The organism is Nocardia sp. NRRL S-836 (genome assembly GCF_001279525.1).
Lineage (GTDB): Bacteria > Actinomycetota > Actinomycetes > Mycobacteriales > Pseudonocardiaceae > Lentzea.
In genome coordinates, this window is the sequence record NZ_LGDY01000080.1 from 86,057 (window position 1) to 104,014 (window position 17,958).

The 17,958-nt window shown below is 73.0% G+C and carries 17 protein-coding genes; 5 read left to right on the forward strand and 12 right to left on the reverse strand.

Annotation, left to right across the window (positions count from 1 at the left end; translation table 11 throughout):
- Window positions 1-9: 9 nt before the first annotated feature.
- Genes ADL03_RS09215 through ADL03_RS09230 form a run of 4 tightly spaced genes read left to right on the forward strand, consistent with a single transcriptional unit; the run spans window position 10 to window position 8,388 of the window.
- Window positions 10-1,878: a CRTAC1 family protein gene (locus ADL03_RS09215; RefSeq protein WP_053732950.1), complete on the forward strand. Its 1,869-nt coding sequence runs from the start codon at window positions 10-12 to the stop codon at window positions 1,876-1,878.
- The gene (locus ADL03_RS09220; RefSeq protein WP_197288217.1) at window positions 1,875-2,792 is read left to right on the forward strand and encodes an enediyne biosynthesis protein; all 918 of its coding nucleotides are present in this window, start codon (window positions 1,875-1,877) and stop codon (window positions 2,790-2,792) included. Before ADL03_RS09215 ends, ADL03_RS09220 begins: the two co-directional genes overlap by 4 nt.
- A complete protein-coding gene (locus ADL03_RS09225; RefSeq protein ID WP_053732951.1) occupies window positions 2,792-7,981 on the forward strand; it encodes a type I polyketide synthase in 5,190 nt (1,729 codons plus the stop codon). Before ADL03_RS09220 ends, ADL03_RS09225 begins: the two co-directional genes overlap by 1 nt.
- On the forward strand, window positions 7,978-8,388 hold the full coding sequence (locus ADL03_RS09230) for a thioesterase family protein (protein WP_053732952.1): 411 nt from the start codon (window positions 7,978-7,980) through the stop codon (window positions 8,386-8,388). Before ADL03_RS09225 ends, ADL03_RS09230 begins: the two co-directional genes overlap by 4 nt.
- 3 nt (window positions 8,389-8,391) lie before the next feature.
- On the opposite strand, the gene ADL03_RS09235 is transcribed toward ADL03_RS09230, so the two are convergent.
- The 12 genes from ADL03_RS09235 to ADL03_RS09290 form a co-directional block, all read right to left on the reverse strand.
- A complete protein-coding gene (locus ADL03_RS09235; RefSeq protein ID WP_053732953.1) occupies window positions 8,392-8,952 on the reverse strand; it encodes a tetratricopeptide repeat protein in 561 nt (186 codons plus the stop codon).
- Window positions 8,949-9,329: a cytochrome c-type biogenesis protein CcmH gene (locus ADL03_RS09240; protein ID WP_053732954.1), complete on the reverse strand. Its 381-nt coding sequence runs from the start codon at window positions 9,327-9,329 to the stop codon at window positions 8,949-8,951. Before ADL03_RS09240 ends, ADL03_RS09235 begins: the two co-directional genes overlap by 4 nt.
- Window positions 9,326-9,838: a TlpA disulfide reductase family protein gene (locus tag ADL03_RS09245; protein ID WP_053732955.1), complete on the reverse strand. Its 513-nt coding sequence runs from the start codon at window positions 9,836-9,838 to the stop codon at window positions 9,326-9,328. The genes ADL03_RS09240 and ADL03_RS09245 overlap by 4 nt, the downstream gene beginning before the upstream one ends.
- A complete protein-coding gene (locus ADL03_RS09250; protein WP_053732956.1) occupies window positions 9,835-11,676 on the reverse strand; it encodes a heme lyase CcmF/NrfE family subunit in 1,842 nt (613 codons plus the stop codon). Before ADL03_RS09250 ends, ADL03_RS09245 begins: the two co-directional genes overlap by 4 nt.
- Window positions 11,673-12,050, reverse strand: a complete 378-nt coding sequence (locus ADL03_RS09255) for a cytochrome c maturation protein CcmE (protein WP_082373005.1) — start codon at window positions 12,048-12,050, stop codon at window positions 11,673-11,675. Before ADL03_RS09255 ends, ADL03_RS09250 begins: the two co-directional genes overlap by 4 nt.
- A gap of 112 nt (window positions 12,051-12,162) precedes the next feature.
- A complete protein-coding gene (gene ccsA, locus ADL03_RS09260; RefSeq protein WP_053732958.1) occupies window positions 12,163-12,873 on the reverse strand; it encodes a cytochrome c biogenesis protein CcsA in 711 nt (236 codons plus the stop codon).
- 1 nt (window position 12,874) lies between these two features.
- Complete coding sequence (locus tag ADL03_RS09265) at window positions 12,875-13,591, reverse strand: heme exporter protein CcmB (RefSeq protein WP_053732959.1); 717 nt, start codon at window positions 13,589-13,591, stop codon at window positions 12,875-12,877.
- Window positions 13,549-14,241 carry an ABC transporter ATP-binding protein gene (locus tag ADL03_RS09270; RefSeq protein ID WP_053732960.1) on the reverse strand — a complete coding sequence of 231 codons (693 nt, stop codon included), beginning with the start codon at window positions 14,239-14,241 and terminating at the stop codon, window positions 13,549-13,551. Before ADL03_RS09270 ends, ADL03_RS09265 begins: the two co-directional genes overlap by 43 nt.
- The gene (locus ADL03_RS48305; protein ID WP_053732961.1) at window positions 14,231-15,088 is read right to left on the reverse strand and encodes a hypothetical protein; all 858 of its coding nucleotides are present in this window, start codon (window positions 15,086-15,088) and stop codon (window positions 14,231-14,233) included. Before ADL03_RS48305 ends, ADL03_RS09270 begins: the two co-directional genes overlap by 11 nt.
- 19 nt (window positions 15,089-15,107) lie before the next feature.
- Window positions 15,108-16,310, reverse strand: a complete 1,203-nt coding sequence (locus ADL03_RS09280) for a hypothetical protein (protein ID WP_053732962.1) — start codon at window positions 16,308-16,310, stop codon at window positions 15,108-15,110.
- 3 nt (window positions 16,311-16,313) lie between these two features.
- On the reverse strand, window positions 16,314-16,676 hold the full coding sequence (locus tag ADL03_RS09285; protein WP_053732963.1) for a VOC family protein: 363 nt from the start codon (window positions 16,674-16,676) through the stop codon (window positions 16,314-16,316).
- A 105-nt stretch (window positions 16,677-16,781) separates the two neighbouring features.
- Window positions 16,782-17,108 (reverse strand): hypothetical protein, encoded by a 327-nt coding sequence (locus ADL03_RS09290; protein WP_053732964.1) that lies wholly within the window; start codon window positions 17,106-17,108, stop codon window positions 16,782-16,784.
- A gap of 85 nt (window positions 17,109-17,193) precedes the next feature.
- On the opposite strand from ADL03_RS09290, the gene ADL03_RS09295 reads away from it, so the two are divergent.
- The gene (locus ADL03_RS09295) at window positions 17,194-17,958 is read left to right on the forward strand and encodes a helix-turn-helix transcriptional regulator (RefSeq protein WP_157528387.1); all 765 of its coding nucleotides are present in this window, start codon (window positions 17,194-17,196) and stop codon (window positions 17,956-17,958) included.

Here is a 17,958-nt window from a genome sequence, read left to right on the forward strand (position 1 = left end):
GGGGGAGAGATGGGGCAGCTCGGACGCCGGATGGCGGCCGCGTCGGTGGCGATCGCGCTGTGCGTGGGCACGGGTGTTCTCGTGGCCAGGCCGACTCTGTCCGAACAGGACGCCAGTGCGCTCGCGGCGAGGTACGCGTTCTCGACGGTCTCCCTCAACGAGGCACCGGCGGACGCGAAGTACGTGCGGCGGGTGGCGCCGGCCCTGGACCGCATCAGCGGGTGGATCTCCTCCGTGGGTGCGGCCGTCACACTGGCGGACCTGCGCGGCCTGGGACGGTCCGCCGACGCGTGCCTGGTGGACCCGCGGGACGACTCCGTGCGACTGATCGCCGTCCCGGGGAGCGGCGGACCTTCTTATCCCCCGACGGAACTGCGGCCGCGTGGGCTGCCGTACGACGACACCATGGCGCCGATGGGCTGCACCCCGGCCGACGTGGACGAGGACGGCGACGTCGACTTCCTCGTCTACTACTGGGGCAGGACACCGGTGGTCTTCCTCAACACCGGCGGCGACGCACCCGGCTCGTTCCGCGCGGCCGAGCTCGTCGAACCGGTCGAGGTGTGGAACTCCACCGGCCTCAACGTCGCGGACGTGGACGGTGACGGGCACCTGGACCTGCTGGTGGCCAACTACTTCCCGGACGGGGCGCGGGTGCTCGACCCGCAGGCCCGCGACGACACCCGCATGGCGATGCAGCACTCGATGGCGCTGGCCGGCAACGGCGGCGTGAACCGGCTGCTGCTCACCCACCCGTCCGGTGCGGCGGACGCGGTACCGGGGCTGACCGACCAGACGATCGCGCTGCCCGACGACGTGGCACGGGCCTGGACGCTGGCCACCGGGATGCAGGACCTCACCGGTGACGGTCTGCCGGAGATCTACCTGGCCAACGACTTCGGGCCCGACCACCTGCTGGTCAACACGTCCACGCCCGGAGTGGTGCGGCTGCGGGCCGTGCGCGGCGGCCGTGACCTCGTGACGCCGAAGTCCGAGGTGCTGGGCCGGGACTCCTTCAAAGGCATGGGCGTCACGTTCAGCTACGCGGACCGCGGGCCGTTGCCGATGATGGTGGTCAGCAACATCACGTCGCCGTTCGCGTTGCAGGAGAGCAACTTCGCGTTCACCCCCCACGGCTCCGGCGCCGACCTGCTGCACGGCGAGGTGCCGTTCCGCGACCGCGGCGAGGAGCTGGGGCTGTCCCGCAGCGGGTGGTCGTGGGACGTCAAGGCCGGCGACTTCGACGACGACGGCACGGACGAGCTGGTGCAGGCGGTCGGCTTCCTCAGGGGTGAGCGGAACAGGTGGCCCGAGCTCCAGGAGCTCGCCATGGGCAACGACGACCTGCTGCGCCATCCGGAAGTGTGGCCGCGGTTCCAGCCGGGGGACGACCTGTCCGGTCATGAGCGGAACCGCTTCTGGGCGCGCGGACCGGACGGCAGGTACGCCGACCTCGCGGCACGGCTCGGTGTCGGCGGCGACTCGGTGTCGCGCGGCATCGCGCTGGGTGACGTCGACGGCGACGGGAAGCTCGACGCGCTGGTCGCGAACCAGTGGGCGAACTCGGTGCTGTTGCACAACGAGACCGCCCGGTCCGGCCCGGCGGCGACCCTGCGGCTGGTGGTTCCGGCCGGCGGCGGCACCCGCGCGGCCGTGGGCGCCCAGGTCACCACCGGCGCCGCCAAGGCACAGCTGTACCCCGCCAACGGGCACGTCGGCGTGTCCGCGGCCGAGCTGCACCTGGCGCTCACGGACAGGACCGACACCGCCGAGGTCCGCTGGCGTGACGCGGCCGGCGTCCACCAGGCCACCGTCGGCGTGCGTGCGGGTCACCAAACGTTGTTGCTGCGTCCGGACGGAACGGTGGTGACCCGATGAGCACCGAGGCACCCCAGGCACCTGTGCAGGACCAGGACGGGATCGGGGACGCCACTCCCCCGCGGCCCGGCCGCGCACCCGCCGACAACCGGGTGCGCGCCCTGCGGCGCTTCGCCATGTCCATCACGGTGTTCAACATCGCGGGACATCTGGTCCTGGGCTTCGAACAGGCGCCGATCGTGCCGGTCGTCGCGGTGCTGGTGAGCTACGCGACCGCGCTGGTGTTCGAGGCACTGGACAGCTGGGCGACCGGGAGGCGGCCCGACTACCGCGACGGCCTGGTCACCTTCCTCCTGCCACCGCACATCACGGCGCTCGCGTGCGCGATGCTGTTGTGGGGCAACGCCTCGATCTGGCCGTACGTGTTCGCGGTCGTGGTCGCCAACTCCACGAAGTACCTGGTCAGGATCACGGTCCGGGGCAAACGGCGGCACGTGCTCAACCCGTCCAACGCCGGCATCGTCGTGGTGTTGCTGATCTTCCCCTGGGTCGGCATCGCGCCGCCCTACCACTTCACCAACAACGTGTCCGGAGCGCTGGACTGGATCATCCCGCTCGGCCTGCTCGGCGCGGGCACCATGCTGAACGCCGGTCTGACCGGGAAGATGCCCCTGGTCCTCGGCTGGGTGGGCGGCTTCGCACTGCAGGCGGTGCTGCGGTGGTCGCTGCTCGGCCACGCCCTGCCGGGTGCGCTGCTCCCGATGACCGGACTCGCGTTCTTCCTGTTCACCAACTACATGATCACCGATCCGGGGACCACACCGGCCGGGAAGAAGCGGCAGGTGGTGTTCGGCGCGACGGCCGCCCTGGTGTACGGGGTCCTGGTGGTCTCGGGTGTCTCGTTCGGGCTGTTCTTCGCGCTCGCGATCACCTGCGTGCTGCGCGGCGCCGTCCTGCTGGTGCGGCGGCCGTGATGGAACCGGTCGCGATCGTCGGGATCGGCTGCAGGTTCCCCGACGCGCTCGACCCGGCCGAGCTGTGGCACACCGTGCTGCACCAGCGCCGTGCCTTCCGCAGGGTGCCGCCGACCCGGCTCGCACCGGACTACGTCGGCACGCCCGCTGATCCCGACCTCACCTACGTCACGCACGCGGGACTGCTCAACGGCTGGACGTTCGACCGGGAGGCGTTCCGGGTGCCGGGCAGGCTCTTCCGCGCCGCGGACCCGACGCACTGGCTCGCGCTCGACACCGCCGCGGCCGCTCTCACCGACGCCGGCTTCCCCGGCGGTGAGGGCCTCGGCCGCGACCGCTGCGGTGTGATCATCGGCAACTCGCTCACCGGCGAGCACAGCCGCGCCGCGACGTTGCGGTTGCGGCTGCCGTTCCTGCGACGGGTGGCGAGCGAGGCGCTCGCGGGTGCCGGGGTCGACACCGACACCGCGCGGCAGGTCGTGGAGCGGTTCGCGGAACTGGTGCGCAGCCCGTTCCCGGAGCCCGACGACGAGACGCTGGCGGGCGCGCTCGCGAACACGATCGCCGGGCGGATCTGCAACCACTTCGACTTCCACGGCACCGGGTACACGGTGGACGGTGCGTGCGCGTCGAGCCTGCTCGCGCTGGTCACCGCGTGCCGTGCGCTGCGCGCGGGCGAGCTCGACGTCGTGCTGGCCGGTGGTGTCGACGTCAGCCTCGACCCGTTCGAGCTGGTGGGGTTCTCACGGCTGGGCGCGCTCGCGGTGGACCGGATGAGGGTGTACGACGCCAGACCGACCGGGTTCCTCCCCGGCGAGGGCTGTGGCGTCGTCGTGCTGATGCGGGCCTCCGACGCCGACCGGCGCGGTCTGCGCGCCTACGCGCACGTGCTCGGCTGGGGCACGTCCAGCGACGGCGCCGGAGGACTGACCCGGCCGGCGGCGTCCGGGCAGGTGCTCGCACTGCGGCGAGCCCTCGACGTCGCCGGGCGTACCGCACGGGAGCTCGCCCTCGTGGAAGGCCACGGCACCGGGACGGCGGTCGGTGACCGGGTCGAGCTCGAGGTGCTGCACACCGTGCTCGACGGCCTGGACCGCCCTGCCGCCCTCGGCAGCGTGAAGGCCAACCTCGGGCACACCAAAGCCGCAGCGGGCGTGGCGGGGACCATCAAGGCCGCGCTCGCCGCGCACCACGGGACCCTGCCGCCGACGACCGGCTGCGAGCAACCGCACGAGCTCCTGGCACGGGAGGGTGCACCGGTCCGCACGCTCCGGCGCCCGGAACCGTGGCCCGCCGACCGGCCGCTGGCCGGCGTGTCGTCGATGGGGTTCGGTGGCATCAACGCGCATCTGACGCTGTCCCGGTGCGTGGACCGGGTCGTCGAGCCGTTGCCCGCGCCGCTGACACCTCCGCGGTGCGCGATCCTGTTGCTTTCCGCGGCCGGTTCAGCCGAGCTGGCACGTCAGCTCGCCGAGGTCGAGCGGGCCGCGCCGGGGTGGAGCACAGCCGAGATGTTCGACGTCGCCGCCACGGCGCACGGGCGCTTCGACGCGTCCGCCCCGGTGCGCACGGCGCTCGTCGCCGAGCGGCCGGACCAGCTCCGGGACGCCGCGGCCACCGCCGTGCACACCCTTGGCGGGGCAACGTTCGCCGTGCGCTCGGACCACGTGGTCGCGACCGGACCCGCAGCCAGGGTCGGACTGCTCTTCCCCGGTCAGGGCTCGCCCGTCCGTGCGTCGCTGAGCTGGTGGGGTGACCGCGTCACGGTGCCGGCGACCGCCTCGCCAGCCGCGAACGACATCCGCACCGAGGTCGTGCAACCCGCGGTCGTCCGCCAGTCGCTGGCCGGACTCGCCTGGCTGCGGCTGTTGCGCTGCCAGGCGGTCGCCGCCGCGGGACACAGCCTGGGCGAGATCACCGCACTCGCGTGGGCCGGGGCGATCTCCCCCGCCACAGCCCTGCGACTGGCCCGGCGGCGCGGCGAGATCATGGCCAGGTTCGGCCGGCCGGGAACCGGGATGGTGAGCGTGGCCTGCCCGGCTGCGGCGGCACGCGAGCTCATCAGCGGTACCGGGCTGGCGATCGCAGGCCACAACGCGACGCACCGGACGACGGTGTCCGGACGGCGGGACGAGCTGCGCGAGCTGATGTCCCGCTGCCGCGCGAACGGTGTCCACGCGACGGAACTGCCGGTGTCGCACGGGTTTCACAGCGCCGCGATGGCTCCGGCGCGTGATCCGCTGCTGGCCGAGCTGGCGGGCGTCGAGTTCGGCACGCCGTCCGGCACCGTGTTCTCGACGGTCACGGGCACCGAGCTCGATCCCGGCACGGAGCTGCGCAGCCACCTGGCCGACCAGCTGACCGGGCCGGTGCTGTTCACGGAAGCCCTGGCCGCGCTGAGCGCACGGTGCGACCTGCTGGTGGAGGTCGGGCCGGGCGACGTCCTCACGCGGCTGGCGGGCGACCTGCCCGCCGTGAGCCTCGACTGCGGCGGCGACGCACGACGGGACGCCCTCTGCGCCGCGGCACTCGCCGTCGCACGGGCCGCCGACCTCAGCCCGTGGTTCGCGGGGTCCGGGCACCGGCCGCGCCAGGTGACGACCCCGCTGGTCCTGCTCACCAACCCGTGCGAGGTGCCCGCGGCCGTCGAACCGCCTGCGGCGCCACGGCCCGCGAAGCCCACCGACGACCCGGTGCAGCTGCTGCGCGACCACCTCAGCCGCCGGTTGGAGCTGCCGGTCGAGACGATCACGGCACGCACGTCGCTGCTCACCGACCTGCACCTGAACTCGTTGCAGGTGGTCCAGCTCTTCGCGGAGGTGGCGGCCGAGCTCGGCAGGTCCGCACCCGAGCCGGTGCCGGTGGACGCGACGGTGGGCGAGGCGGCCGAGGTGCTGGCCGCGTCGCCCGTCCACGACGGACGCACCGGGGAGGACGGCGTCCGGCCGTGGGTGCGACTGTTCTGCCACGACTGGGAACCACACCGCGCCGACCGCCACGGGTCACCGGACTGGCGGGTCCACGCACCCGCGGGCAGCTGGCCGCACCGGCTGACGAGCACGAAGCCCGGCACGGACGGGCTGCTCGGCTACCTGCCTCCGGCGGCCGGCGTTGCCGACGTGGCGGGCCTGGTCGAGGCCATCGCCGGGCAGCGTCCCGCCCGGCTGCTCCTGCTGCACCACGGTCACCCCGCTGCCCTCGCCGTGGCTCGGTCCGTGGCCGCGGCACGACGGGACTGCGCCACCACCGTCGTCGAGCTCGCGGAGGGAGCGGAGTGGTTCGACACCTCGCTCGCCGCCCGCCGCGGCTACCTGGAGCTTCGCAGCGGCGGAACCGAACGCGCGCACCTGCGCCCGTTGCGCGTGGGCCACGGCGCCGCGCCGGTGCTCGAACCCGGCGACGTGTGCCTGGTGACCGGAGGCGGAGCGGGTATCACCGCGTTGTGCGCCAAGGATCTCGCCGACCGCTACGGGTGTGTGCCGGTCGTGCTCGGCAGATCCGGCCCCTCCGCCGACGAGCGCTACGTCCGCTGCGACGTGACCGACCCCGCTTCGGTCACGGCCGCCGTCGCCCAGGCCGCCCGGCTGGGTCCTGTGCGCGGTCTGCTGCACGGCGCCGCGGTCAACGACCCCCGCCCGCTCACCGAGGTCACCGCGGCCACGCTGTCCGACACGCTCGCGCCGAAGGTGCTGGGCCTGCGGACGCTCCTCGCGGCCGCGCCGGACCTGGCGCTGGTGGTCGCGTTCGGTTCGGTCATCGGGGCGTTCGGGCTCGACGGGCAGGCCGAGTACGCCATCGCCAACGACTGGATGCGGGCCGAGACCGAACGCTGGGCGGCGAAACACCCCGGCTGCCGCACGCACGTGGTGGAGTGGACGGCGTGGGCCGGGCTGGGCATGGCGGCACGGATGGCGTCGCTCGACCGGTTGCGGCGGCTCGGCGTCCGGCCGATCGAGCCGGAGGAGGGCGCCGCCGCGCTGATGAGGCTCCTCGACGCACCGGACGCGCCGGTCACCGTGCTGGTGACCGGACGGCTGCCGAAGTCCCCCACCGTCCGCATCGCCGGTCCCGACCCGTTGCCGTTGCGGTACTGCGAGAACGTCCGCACCTTCACGCCGGGGGTCGAGATCGTCACCGAGGCGACGCTGACGACCGGCTCCGACCCGCACCTGGCCGACCACGTCATCGACGGCACGCCGGTGCTGCCCGCCGTGCTTGGCGCCGAGGCCGCGGCACAGGTGGTCGCCACCATGTCGGGGCACCGCGGCACCTGGGCCTTCACCGGCGTCGCGTTGCGGACACCCGTCACCGTGCCGCCCCGCACCAGCCGCACGATCCGCGTCGCCGCGCTGTCCGACGGCGACGGCGCCGACGTGCGGCTCACCGACGACCTGGACGGGTTCCGCACCGAGCGGATGCGGATGCGCGTCGAGCCGGCCGGTCCCGCGCCCGCCGGCCGATCGCTGCCGGTGCCGGAGGTCGGCGGTTCTCCCAGCGAGCTGTACGGGCCGACGATGTTCCACGGCGGTCGGTTCCGCCGGGTGCTCGGGTACGAGCTGCTGACCGCGTTCCGGGTACGTGCCTGGGTCGAGGCCCGTGACGACGAGAAGTGGTTCGGCGACTTCCACCCCGGCGACCTCCTGCTCGGCGACGCAGGCGCGCACGACGCAGCGATCCACGCACTGCTGCCCTGCGTGCCGCACCGCCGTGCGCTGCCGACCGGGATCGACCGGTTGACGGTGTGGCGACGCCCTCACGGGCTGGTGCACGTGACCGCCGAGGAACGCGCGCACACGGCGGACGACTTCGTCTTCGACGTCGAGGTCCGGGACCGTGAGGGCTGCGCGGTGTCCCGCTGGGAGGGTCTGCGGCTGCGCGCCACCTCACCACGACAGAGCGGCAGCCTGCCGCTGAGCCTGCTCGGGCCGTATCTCAGCCGCCGCCTTGTCGAATGCGGGGTCGCCGACCGCCTTGAGCTCGTGGTGCGCCGCGGAGCCGGTGCCGAGCTGCTGGTCGACCGGCTGGGCGAGGGCGACGACGTCACGATCAGCGCTAGCGTGGAACCCGCCGGTGGGCGTCCCATGTGGACGGTCACGCAGGCGGCCGGTGCGTACCTCGTCAACGCCAGGGTGCCGACCGACGGCGGTGTGGTGACCGTGACGGCGACAGCGGGAACGGCGAGCGGATGAGGCTCTACACCTACCGCCACGTCGTCACGTTCGACGAGACCAACGTGGTGGGCAACGTCTACTTCGCCCACTACGTCCGGTGGCAGGGCCACTGCCGGGAGCTGTTCCTCGCCGAGCGGGCTCCCGGCGTGGTGCGGGCGGTGCGGGCCGGGACGCTCGCGCTCGTCACCGCGTCGTGCCACATGGACTACCACTCGGAGTGCTTCGCGCTGGACGTGATCGACGTCGAGATGTCGTTGCGGCAGCGGACGGGCAACCGCATCGGCATGGACTTCGTCTTCCGCCGCGATGCGCGCGAGGTGGCTTCCGGCAGCCAGGTGGTGGCCTGCCTGCGGGTTGTCGACGGCAACGCGGTGCCCGTCCCGATCCCGGCCGAGCTCAGCGACGCGCTCGACTCCTACGAATAGCCGTCAGCGGGCCAGGTCGAGCAGCTTCTGCGCGTCGGCCCGGTAGTGTCCCTGTGTGGCACGCGCGAGGTAGTCCCGCAGGACACCGCGCCCTTCCTCGGCCCGCTTCGGGTCCGCCGCGAGGATCGCGCCGCGGAAGTACACGGCGTCGAGGCGGGACGGGTCCAGCCGCAGCGCCTCCTCGACCGACCAGAGGCCGTCCTCCGACCGCCCGGCGAGGTGCAGCAGGTAGCCCATCGCCGCATAGGCCTCGGCGTTGCGGTTGTCCAGCTGCAGCACGGCGACGTACTGGTCGATCGCCTGCTCGGCGAGGCCCTGCGCGGTGTAGGTCCGGGCGAGCTCCAGCCGTGACCCCACGTCGTTCGCCCTGTCGACGGCAGGCGGGGCGGGTGTCTCCTCCGGCCGCGACGGCGCGTTCAGCAGCACGGCCGGAGCCAGCGCCGCCACCACCGCCGCCGCGACGAGCCACCGGCGGTCCGGTCGTTTGCGCGCGAGCGGGCCGAGCACCAGCGCCAGCACCGCCCAGAGCAGCACGAACGTGCCGGCGACCACCCACCAGTTCACCGCTTCTCCCTCCCCCGCAACGCCACTGCCGCCGCGACGCTCCCGCCGGCGAGCACCACCACCGGCAGGAGCCACGGCAGCCAGCCCGCGCCCCGCTTCGGCGGGCTGAGCAGGATCCACTCGCCGTACGCCGCCACGAGCTCCGCCCGCACCTCGTCCTCCGACCGGCCCTCGCGCAGCCGGGCGAGCACCTTCGCGTTGATCTCCCGCGCGAGCGGCGTCGGCGAGTCGGCCACCGAGATGCCCTGGCACGTCGGGCACCGCAGCTCCGCCGACAGCCGGCCGGCCCGCTCCTCCACGCTCGCCTCGCCGATGCCCAGCGAGATCACCGCGAGGAACGCGAGCACCGCGACGGCCAGCAGGACGAGTGACCTCATGTCGTCAGCCGCCCCAGATCCGCGGCCAGGGCGCTTTCGCTGAGGGGTCCGGTGTAGACGGCCGCGACGACGCCGTCCCGGTCGAGCAGGAACGTCTGCGGCAGGCCGCGCACCCCGTAGGCGATCGCGGCCGCCGACCTCTCGTCGACGCCGATCGGCCACCGCGCGCCCACGTCGTCGACGAACCGCCGCGCCGTGTCCGGCGAGTCCTGGAACACGACGCCGACCACGACGACGTCGTCACGTCCGGCGTGGCGGCCCAGCACGGAGAACTCGTCCCGGCACGGTCCGCACCAGGACGACCAGAAGTTGAGGACCACGGGTTTGCCGCGCCAGTCGGCCGAGCTCACCTGCCCCTGCCCGTCGAGCCGGGGCAGCGCGAGTGCGGGCGCCTGCTTGCCCACGACGGGGAGCGCACCCGGCGCGGAGTCGCGCACCACGGCCGCGACCAGCAGTCCCAGCACGAGCGCGACCGCCGTGCCGACAGCCACGAGGTGCCACCGCCTCATCGCACAGCCTCCCTCGTCCGCACCCGGCGCCGCGGCAGGAACGTCGCGGCCCCGCCCACCACGGTGATCAGCCCGCCGAGCCACATCACCGACATGCCGGGGGTGTCGTAGAGCCGGACGGTGACCACGTCCTCCGGTCTGCTCACCGACAGCAGGGCGACGTAGGTGTCGCTCCACCACCCCCTGTCGATGTCGGGAACACCGGTCGGGTCCGTGCTGCCCCGGAACGTCAGCAGCCTGGGCGCCAGCGACCGGCCGCCGACGTCGAGCTGCGCCGTCAGCGTCGACGCGCCCGCGTCGACGCGCGTCAGCCGCACCGTCGTGCCCAGCGCGGAAGCCTCGGCACCCGGCCGCAGCACCACATCCGCGTGCTGCTCGTAGCCGGACGAGAGCGCGGCACCGCAGGCCAGCAGTGCCACGCCCAGGTGGGCGATGCGGCCACCCGCGGACTGACGCACCCACGTCACCGCACCGAGGTTCACGAACGCCACGAACGCCGCCACGGTCACCGCCACCACCGTGACCCAGTCGCCCCCGCCCGCCACGGCGGCGGCGATCCCGACCACCAGCGCGGCCGTGAGTGGTGGCGCGAGCCGGCGCAGGACACCGGCCACCGAGTCGGCCCGCCACCGGGTGAGCGGCCCGACACCGGCGAGCACCAGCACGGCCAGCAGCAACGGCACGCTCGTCCGCGCGTAGAACGGCTTGCCGACCGCGACGTCCCCGCTGCCGGCCAGCTGCGCCACGAGCGGGTACAACGTTCCGACGAGCACGCTCGCGGCCAGCGTCGCCAGCAGCACGCTGCCCAGCGTCACCGCGCTCTCCCGCGAGCACGCCGCGGGCGTGGCACCGGCCGGCCGCAACAGCGGTGACCGCGCCATCAGCAGCCCGAATCCCAGCGCCACCACCGCGATGAGCAACCCCAGGTAGACCGGGCCGACCGCGGACGAGGCGAAGGAGTGCACCGACGTGAGGAGACTGCCCCTGGTCAGGAACGTGCCGAGCACGGACAGTGCGAACGTGATGATCACCAGGGCCGGGTTCCACGCCCGCAGGAGTCCCCTGCGCTGCTGCACGAGCGACGTGTGCAGGTAGGCGGTCGCGGTGAGCCACGGCAGCAGCGCGGCGTTCTCCACCGGGTCCCACGCCCAGTACCCGCCCCAGCCGAGCACCGCGTACGCCCAGGCCGCGCCCAGCACCAGCCCGGCGGTGAGGAAGCACCAGGCGACGGTCATCCACCGGCGAGCGGCCGGCACCCAGCCGTCGTCCTCGGGGCTGCGCACGAGTGCCACCAGCGTGACGGCGAACGGCACGGTCAGCGCGATCAGTCCGCAGTAGATGATCGGGGGGTGGATCGCCATGAGGACGTTGGTGCGCAGCAGCGGTTGCGCGCCATCGCCGTCGGCGGGGACGGTGTGGCTCGCCGCGAACGGGTCGGCGATCAGCGCGATCACCAGGTAGCAGGCCTGGACCGCGCCCAGCACCGTCAGCACGCCCGGCCGGCACCTGCGTGCGGCGATCACCGCGAACGCCGCGAGGACCAGGTTCCACAGCAGCAGCGAACCCTCGTCACCCGCCCACAGCGCGAGCGCCCGGTACCCCGGCGGCGTACCCCGGTCGGAGTTGCCGACGACGTAGCGCAACGTGAAGTCGTTGCCCAGCAGGGCGACCAGCAGCGCCAGGTTCGCGGCGGCCACGGCCAGCAGCACGGCGACCGGTGCGTTGCGGGAGCTCGCGAGCAGCCTCGGCCGGCCCTGGTGCGCCGACCACCCGGTCACCACGGTCCACGCCGCGGCCACCAGCGCCACGACGAGCGCGAGCCGCCCGAACGCGCTCATGACTTGCCCGGTGGGCTGTACCGGTTGCCGTGCTTGACGAGCACGGTGTCGGCGCGCATGGTGTGGTCCGCGTCGAACTCGCCCTCGACCACCGCACCCTGACCCTCGCGGAACATCACCGGCACCGCTCCGACCAGCACGACGCTGACCTCCGCGGCGTCGTCGCGGAGCCGGAACCGCACCTCGTGGCCGTCGTCGCGCACCGAGCCGGCCGTGACCTGGCCTCCCAGCCGGATCCGCTCCCCCTGCGGCGTCGCGGCGACCTCACCCGGCGTCCGGTAGTAGACGAGGCTGTCGCTCATCCCCTCGACCAGCACCCACCCCAACGCCACGGCAAGGGCGCAGACCGGCACGGCCACCCTCGTCCTGCTCACCGCCGCTCACCTGCCCGCAGCAGCGCCTTCGCCCGGCTGATCCGCGACCTCAGCGAGGCGATGTGCCCGCCGACGGCCGCCGCGGTCACCAGCACCCCCGCGACCAGGTAGCTCATCGCCCGCTCCTCACCGCGGGGCCGAGCGCCGCGGCCGTCAGTCGTTCCTCGAGCCGCCGCAACCGCATCCTGGTGCCCACCAGCCACAGGTAGGCGAACGTGAACGCCACGACGGCGAGCAGGAGCGTGACCAGCATCGGCGCCGCCACCGTCGGCCCGTCGACCCGCAGCACCGAGGCGGGCTGGTGCAGTGACCGCCACCAGACCACGGACAGGTGCACGATCGGGACGTTGACGAACCCGGCGACCCCGATCACCGCCGCCCACCGGTAGGCCCGCGCCGGGCTGTCGGGAAGCCGTCGCACCGCCAGGTAGCCGAGGTAGGTGAGCAGCAGCACGGCGGTCGTCGTCAAGCGGGGGTCCCAGGTCCACCAGGTCCCCCACACCGGGCGCCCCCACAACGCGCCGAGCACGATCGTCAGCGCCGCGAACACGACCCCCGCCTCCGCCGAGGCCTCGCCGAGCCGGTCCCAGCGCGCCTGGCCGGTGCGCAGGTAGGCGACGCCCGCGACGAACACCACGGTGAACGACAGGTAGGCGAGCCAGGCGGCCGGAACGTGCAGGTACATCAGCTTCTGGATCGGCCCCTGCTCCGCGTCGGCCGGCACGAGCGCGGCCGCCAGCAGCGCGGCCAGGCCGCTGGCCGTCGCGCACCAGGCCGTGACCACCTGCCCGCGTGCACCCAGCACCGCGTACATGGCACGCATGTCAGTCCTCCACCATGTGCTCGTAGAACAGCAGCCCGACCGACCAGAACGCCACGTCGTAGGCGAGGAGCAGGCCCAGCCAGCCGGTCACCTCCGCGCCACGTCCCTCCAGGGCGGCGCCCGTGGCCCTGGAGGCGGCGACAAGCAGCGGGACCGCGAGCGGGAAGACCAGCAGGGGCAGCAACGCCTCCCGGCCGCGCGACGCGCCCGCGACGACGCCGAGCAACGCGCCGAGCCCCGCCAGACCGCAGACGCCCAGCACCACCACCGCGACGAGCGCCGGCAGCGATACCGCCTGCCCCGCGCCGTAGAGCAGGCCCACCGTCAGCAGCACGCCCACCTGCAACACCAGCAACTGCACCGCGAGCGCCGTCGCCTTGCCCGCGAAGAGGCCACCCCGGTCGACCGGCGAGAGCACCAGCCCGGTGAACGCGTCGTCCGCGAACTCGGCCTCGTAGCTGCGGCGGCTCGTGAGGACCGTGCCGAACAGGCCGGCGACCCAGACGAGGCCGGGGGCCGCGCCGCGCAACGCGGTCGCGTCCGGGCCCATCGCGAGTCCGAACGCGACCACCAGCGTCGCCACGAACGGGATCACCACCGCCGCGGCGTGCCGGGCGCGGACCTCGACCCGCAGGTCCTTCGCCACGACGGCCGCCATGGCGGCCACGCGGGCCATCAGCACCCGCCCGCGGCCGGGACCCGGCCCGCGTCGAGCCACACCGTGCGATCCGCCCAGTCGCCACGGCCGGGGTCGTGCGTCGCCGACAGCACGGTGCCGCCGGCCCGCACGACTCCCCGCACGACCTCGTCGACCAGGTCCTTGGCCGCGTCGTCGCAGGAGGCGTACGGCTCGTCGAGCACCAGCAGCGACGGGTGCCGCAGCACGACCCTGGCCAGTGCCAGCCGTTGCCGCATGCCCGGCGAGAAGGTGCGCACGAGCCCCGGCGTCGCCGCCAGACCGACCCGCTCCAGCGCCGGGCGCACACCCGCGGTGCCGAACCCGTGCACCTTGGCGCAGAACCGCAGGTTCTCCTCGGCGGTCAGCTCGTCGTACATCCTGGCGCGGTGACCGAGGAACTCGGTCCGCCGCCTGATCTCCGCGCGACCGCGGAGCAGGTCGTGGCCGAGCACCCGGCCGTGCCCGAAGGTCGGGGAGAGTGCCGTCGCCACGATCTGCAGCAGCGTGCTCTTGCCCGCGCCGTTGTGTCCCCGCACCAGGACCGACTCGCCCTGCTCGACCCTCAGGTCCACGCGGACGAGAGCGGGCGTTCTGCCGAACAGCCGCGAGACACCGCGCAGCACCACGGCCGGCGCTCCCGCGTCGTGGCCACCCTGTGCCGCCCTCGCGGTCTCCGCCTCAGGCCGCACCGGAGCCGGTCCGCGCGATCCGCCGCTCGACGAAGCGGAACGCCTCGTCGCCGGGCAGCTGCATCGGCACGTCGATCGGGTGCGACAGCGCGACGATCCGGCCGAACGGTTCGATGGACTCGTCGACACCGCGCAATGACCTCGTGCGGCGCACCTCCTCGATGTCCTCCAGCGGCACGCAGTCCTGGATGCTGACCGGGGTGCCGATGGGCGGGAAGCTCGTGACGCGCCCGTAGGCGAGGGTGCCGTGGATCGCGCGGAAGACCCCGAACTGCGTCTCGATCATCGCGTACGGGTTGAAGAACAGCGCCGCCGGGAAACCGCCCTTGCGGCCCAGTGCCCTCGCCACCCCGAGGGACGGCTGGAAGACGTCCGGGTAGTCGCGCTTCAGCGTCTCCCCCAGGATGATCCGGATCGGCCCGATCGTCTCGTGCTCCATGCGCGCGTCCAGGTTGAGGATCTGCATCCACACGACCTGGTTGCCCGGCTCGAAGAAGCTGTCCGGCCGGACGATGAAGTCGCCTTCGGCGATGGTGGGCGACAGGGTGCAGTCCGCGGGGAGCGGGACCTCCACGCGGTGGTCCTCCTCCGGTCCCCGGTAGACGAACGGTGCCGACCGGGAGACGGTCTGCGCCGCGGGCGGCATGGTGAACGAGACGGACGTTCCCGCGAGGTCGCCCTGCGTGACCTCCAGCGAGATGATGAAGTGGCTGAGGAACCCGTCCACCCCGGCGCCGGGGAACGGCTTGATCTGGTCTCCCATCTGCCGGACGAGCTCGTCGTGCTCCGCGCTGAGCGCCTGGTACCTGGTCTGCAGTTCCTGATACGCGCCATCTGCCTCGGTCATCTCTGCCAACCCCCTCGTGTCACCTGTTGCCCTTGCCGAAGATGCGTTCGTCGTTGGGAGACGGCGGCTCGCCGAACACCTGCTGGAAGGCGGCCCGCCAGTCCTCTCCGAAGCGGATCGGTCCCTTGTGGACGTCGTGCGGCACGTACCGCAACCGCTTCACCAACTGTGCGATCGAGTACGCGTCGTCGTCGCTCATCTGCGCGTAGAACTGCCAGAGCATCACGTGCTCCAGCGGCCGGGGACGGCCGTACTCGTCCGGCTCCACGGCGATGCCCTGCCTGATCGCGCGCACCAACCGGGGCACCGGCACGTCGGAGTTCGGCCCGTCCTTGCCGAACCGGGTGAGGTTGCCGCCGTACAGCACCGCGTATCCGGGGTACGGGAAGGCCGCGAAACCCCTTTCCTGAGCGCGCAGCGGCAGGTCTGGGCCGAGCCTGAACACGCCGACGAACGCGTCCTTCGGGTCTCCGCCGGTGAACTCCTGCAGCTGCCCGTTCTCGTGGTGGGAGTGGCATTCCTTGCAGCCGACGACCGCGGCGAGCAGGTACTCCGCGCGCTCGGGCGTCCGTCCCCTCGGCGGGTCCTTCGGGTGGGGCACCTCGGGTGCCGGCTGCGGCGGGAAGGGCAGTTCGCGGTCGGGCACCCTGTGCCGCACCGGCGGCAGGGACTTCAGGTACTTCGCCAGCGCCTTCGCGTCGGAGTCCGCCATGTTGGCGAAGAACGTGTGCGGTGCGAACAGGAACAGGACCCGGCCGTCCGGTGTGACACCCGTCCGCAACGCGCGCACGATGTCGTCCTCGGACCAGCTGCCGATGCCCGTCTCCAGGTCGGGCGTGATGTTGCGGCTGTACACGACACCGCTGGAGGTGGCGGACAGGCGCAGGATGAACGGCACACCACCGGCGTTGCGCCTCGTCTCGTCCAGGTACTTCTTCCAGTCGGGATCGGTGCGGAACTCGCGTTCCCGCTTGACCTGCTCGACATCGGACGGATCGGGTGGCGTCTCCGGCACGGCGGGCGGCGTGTGGCAGGCCTCGCAGACGCCGATGGTCGCCAGGTAGCGGCCCCGGGCGAGCAGTCCGTCGCCCTGCTGTTCCTGCTCGGGTGCGGCGACCTGCCGCGGTGTGCTCGTCTGCACGCTGCCGGACAGCAGCGCGACCATCATCGCGAGCAGACCGGACAGTCCCACGACGGCGTAGCGGCTTCCGTTGTGCGCCATGGCCTACGCCGCGGGGAAGGGGCCGTGCAGCGCGAACGCGGCTCCGGTCGGGTCGACGAGAACGCTGTACCAGCTCTCGTCCGGCAGCTGCAGCGGTCCGACCGCGACGGTCGCGCCCAGACCGCGGGCCTGTTCCGTCACGGCGGCGACGTCGGCGACCTGCACGTACGGCACCCACGCCGACGGGGCGTGCGGCGCCTGCGGCATGATCCCGCCCGCGACGCCCTCACCGACCCGGATCTCCAGGTACGGCCTGTCATCGCTGCCCGTCTGCTCCAGCCGCCAGTCGAACAGTTCCCCGTAGAACTCCTGTGCCCGCGCGAGATCACTCGTCGCGAGCTGGACGTACCCAAAGGCGTTTCCCATGTCCGCACCTCTGCTCGGCTACCTGTCGTAGCCTGGCAGTGCGGACGGCCGCGTGCTTCTCCGAGATTGCGGTCTTGGCCGTTCGCGGTCCCGGCCGCCGCGGTCTCAGCCGCCGAGCGCCTTGCGCGCCTGTGCCGCGAACTCCGGCCAGGTCGCCGAGTGCTTCACCGGCACCAGAACCCATTCCTTCATCGGCCGTCCCTTGCCCGACGGGTCGAACAGCACGGCGCCGCTCAACGCGAGCGCCTCGGCGTGCGGCTGCGCCGGCAGCTTGAACGCCACGCCTTCCTTGAACTGACAGGCGAACGCCTTGCCACCGGTCTTCAGGCACGGTTTGCCGAAGAGGCTCCCGTGGTCCACTCCGCTCGGCGCCAGCTCCTCCGCGAGCTCGTCGAAGATCTTCTTCGCCCGCACCGCGGCCGTGTCCGCCATCTCGGTCTCCCTCCACCGCTGCCGGGTGCCGGTCGACCCGAACAGGCGATAACCATAGCCGGACCGATCGCTATATGATTTGCAAGTGTCTTTGGGGGAGGGCGTTCTCACGCGAGCAGGGGTGCGGCGCGACTGGCGTCTCGGCGTGGAGCGCGCGATCGAGTGGATGACCGACCAACTACCACGGCCTCAGCACCTGTCGGACCACGCACGGGCGGCGAACCTCAGCCCGTACCACTTCCACCGGGTGTTCCAGCAGGTCACCGGAACCACGCCGGGCAGGTTCCTGGCGGCGTTGCGGATGCACGAGGCGGAACGGCTGCTGATCAGGTCCGGCCTGCCGGTCACCGACATCGCGGTCGAGACCGGCTACGCGAGCCTCGGCACCTTCACCACCCAGTTCACCAGGCTGGCCGGGCTCTCCCCCGGCCGCCTCCGTTCCCTCGTGGACAGCCGGGGCGACGACAGGGTGGCCGACGTGGCCGGCCGATGGGCGCCGAAGCGAGCAGACGGCCCGGTGGGAATCGTGGACGGCGGCGTGGGCGTCACGTTCGCCTGCCTGGCGGGCAACGCGGACAAGCGCGTGGTGGGCACGGGCGTGCAGCGGATCAGGTTCGGAACGGTGCCGTGCGGCGAGTACCGGGTGCAGGCCGTCTGCCTGCCTCCGGCCACGTCGCTCGCCGACTCGATCGACCGCAGCCGCCTCACCGGGTGGACCGTCGCCGCTCCCCGCACGACCACCCGCATTCCCGGCTGCCACACCGCCGCGGACATCCCACTGTCCATGCGGGCACAGCGGCCGACCGATCCACCGCTGGTGCTCGCCCTGCCCGTGCTCGCCGCGTCGTGA

Bases quoted from the DNA above. Each gene is read 5' to 3' on its own strand.
- ADL03_RS09215 (WP_053732950.1), top strand. From the start codon at position 10: ATGGGGCAGCTCGGACGCCGGATGGCGGCCGCGTCGGTGGCGATCGCG.
- ADL03_RS09220 (WP_197288217.1), top strand. From the start codon at position 1,875: ATGAGCACCGAGGCACCCCAGGCACCTGTGCAGGACCAGGACGGGATC.
- ADL03_RS09225 (WP_053732951.1), top strand. From the start codon at position 2,792: ATGGAACCGGTCGCGATCGTCGGGATCGGCTGCAGGTTCCCCGACGCG.
- ADL03_RS09230 (WP_053732952.1), top strand. From the start codon at position 7,978: ATGAGGCTCTACACCTACCGCCACGTCGTCACGTTCGACGAGACCAAC.
- ADL03_RS09240 (WP_053732954.1), bottom strand. From the start codon at position 9,329: ATGAGGTCACTCGTCCTGCTGGCCGTCGCGGTGCTCGCGTTCCTCGCG.
- ADL03_RS09245 (WP_053732955.1), bottom strand. From the start codon at position 9,838: ATGAGGCGGTGGCACCTCGTGGCTGTCGGCACGGCGGTCGCGCTCGTG.
- ADL03_RS09250 (WP_053732956.1), bottom strand. From the start codon at position 11,676: ATGAGCGCGTTCGGGCGGCTCGCGCTCGTCGTGGCGCTGGTGGCCGCG.
- ccsA (WP_053732958.1), bottom strand. From the start codon at position 12,873: ATGCGTGCCATGTACGCGGTGCTGGGTGCACGCGGGCAGGTGGTCACG.
- ADL03_RS48305 (WP_053732961.1), bottom strand. From the start codon at position 15,088: ATGACCGAGGCAGATGGCGCGTATCAGGAACTGCAGACCAGGTACCAG.
- ADL03_RS09280 (WP_053732962.1), bottom strand. From the start codon at position 16,310: ATGGCGCACAACGGAAGCCGCTACGCCGTCGTGGGACTGTCCGGTCTG.
- ADL03_RS09285 (WP_053732963.1), bottom strand. From the start codon at position 16,676: ATGGGAAACGCCTTTGGGTACGTCCAGCTCGCGACGAGTGATCTCGCG.
- ADL03_RS09290 (WP_053732964.1), bottom strand. From the start codon at position 17,108: ATGGCGGACACGGCCGCGGTGCGGGCGAAGAAGATCTTCGACGAGCTC.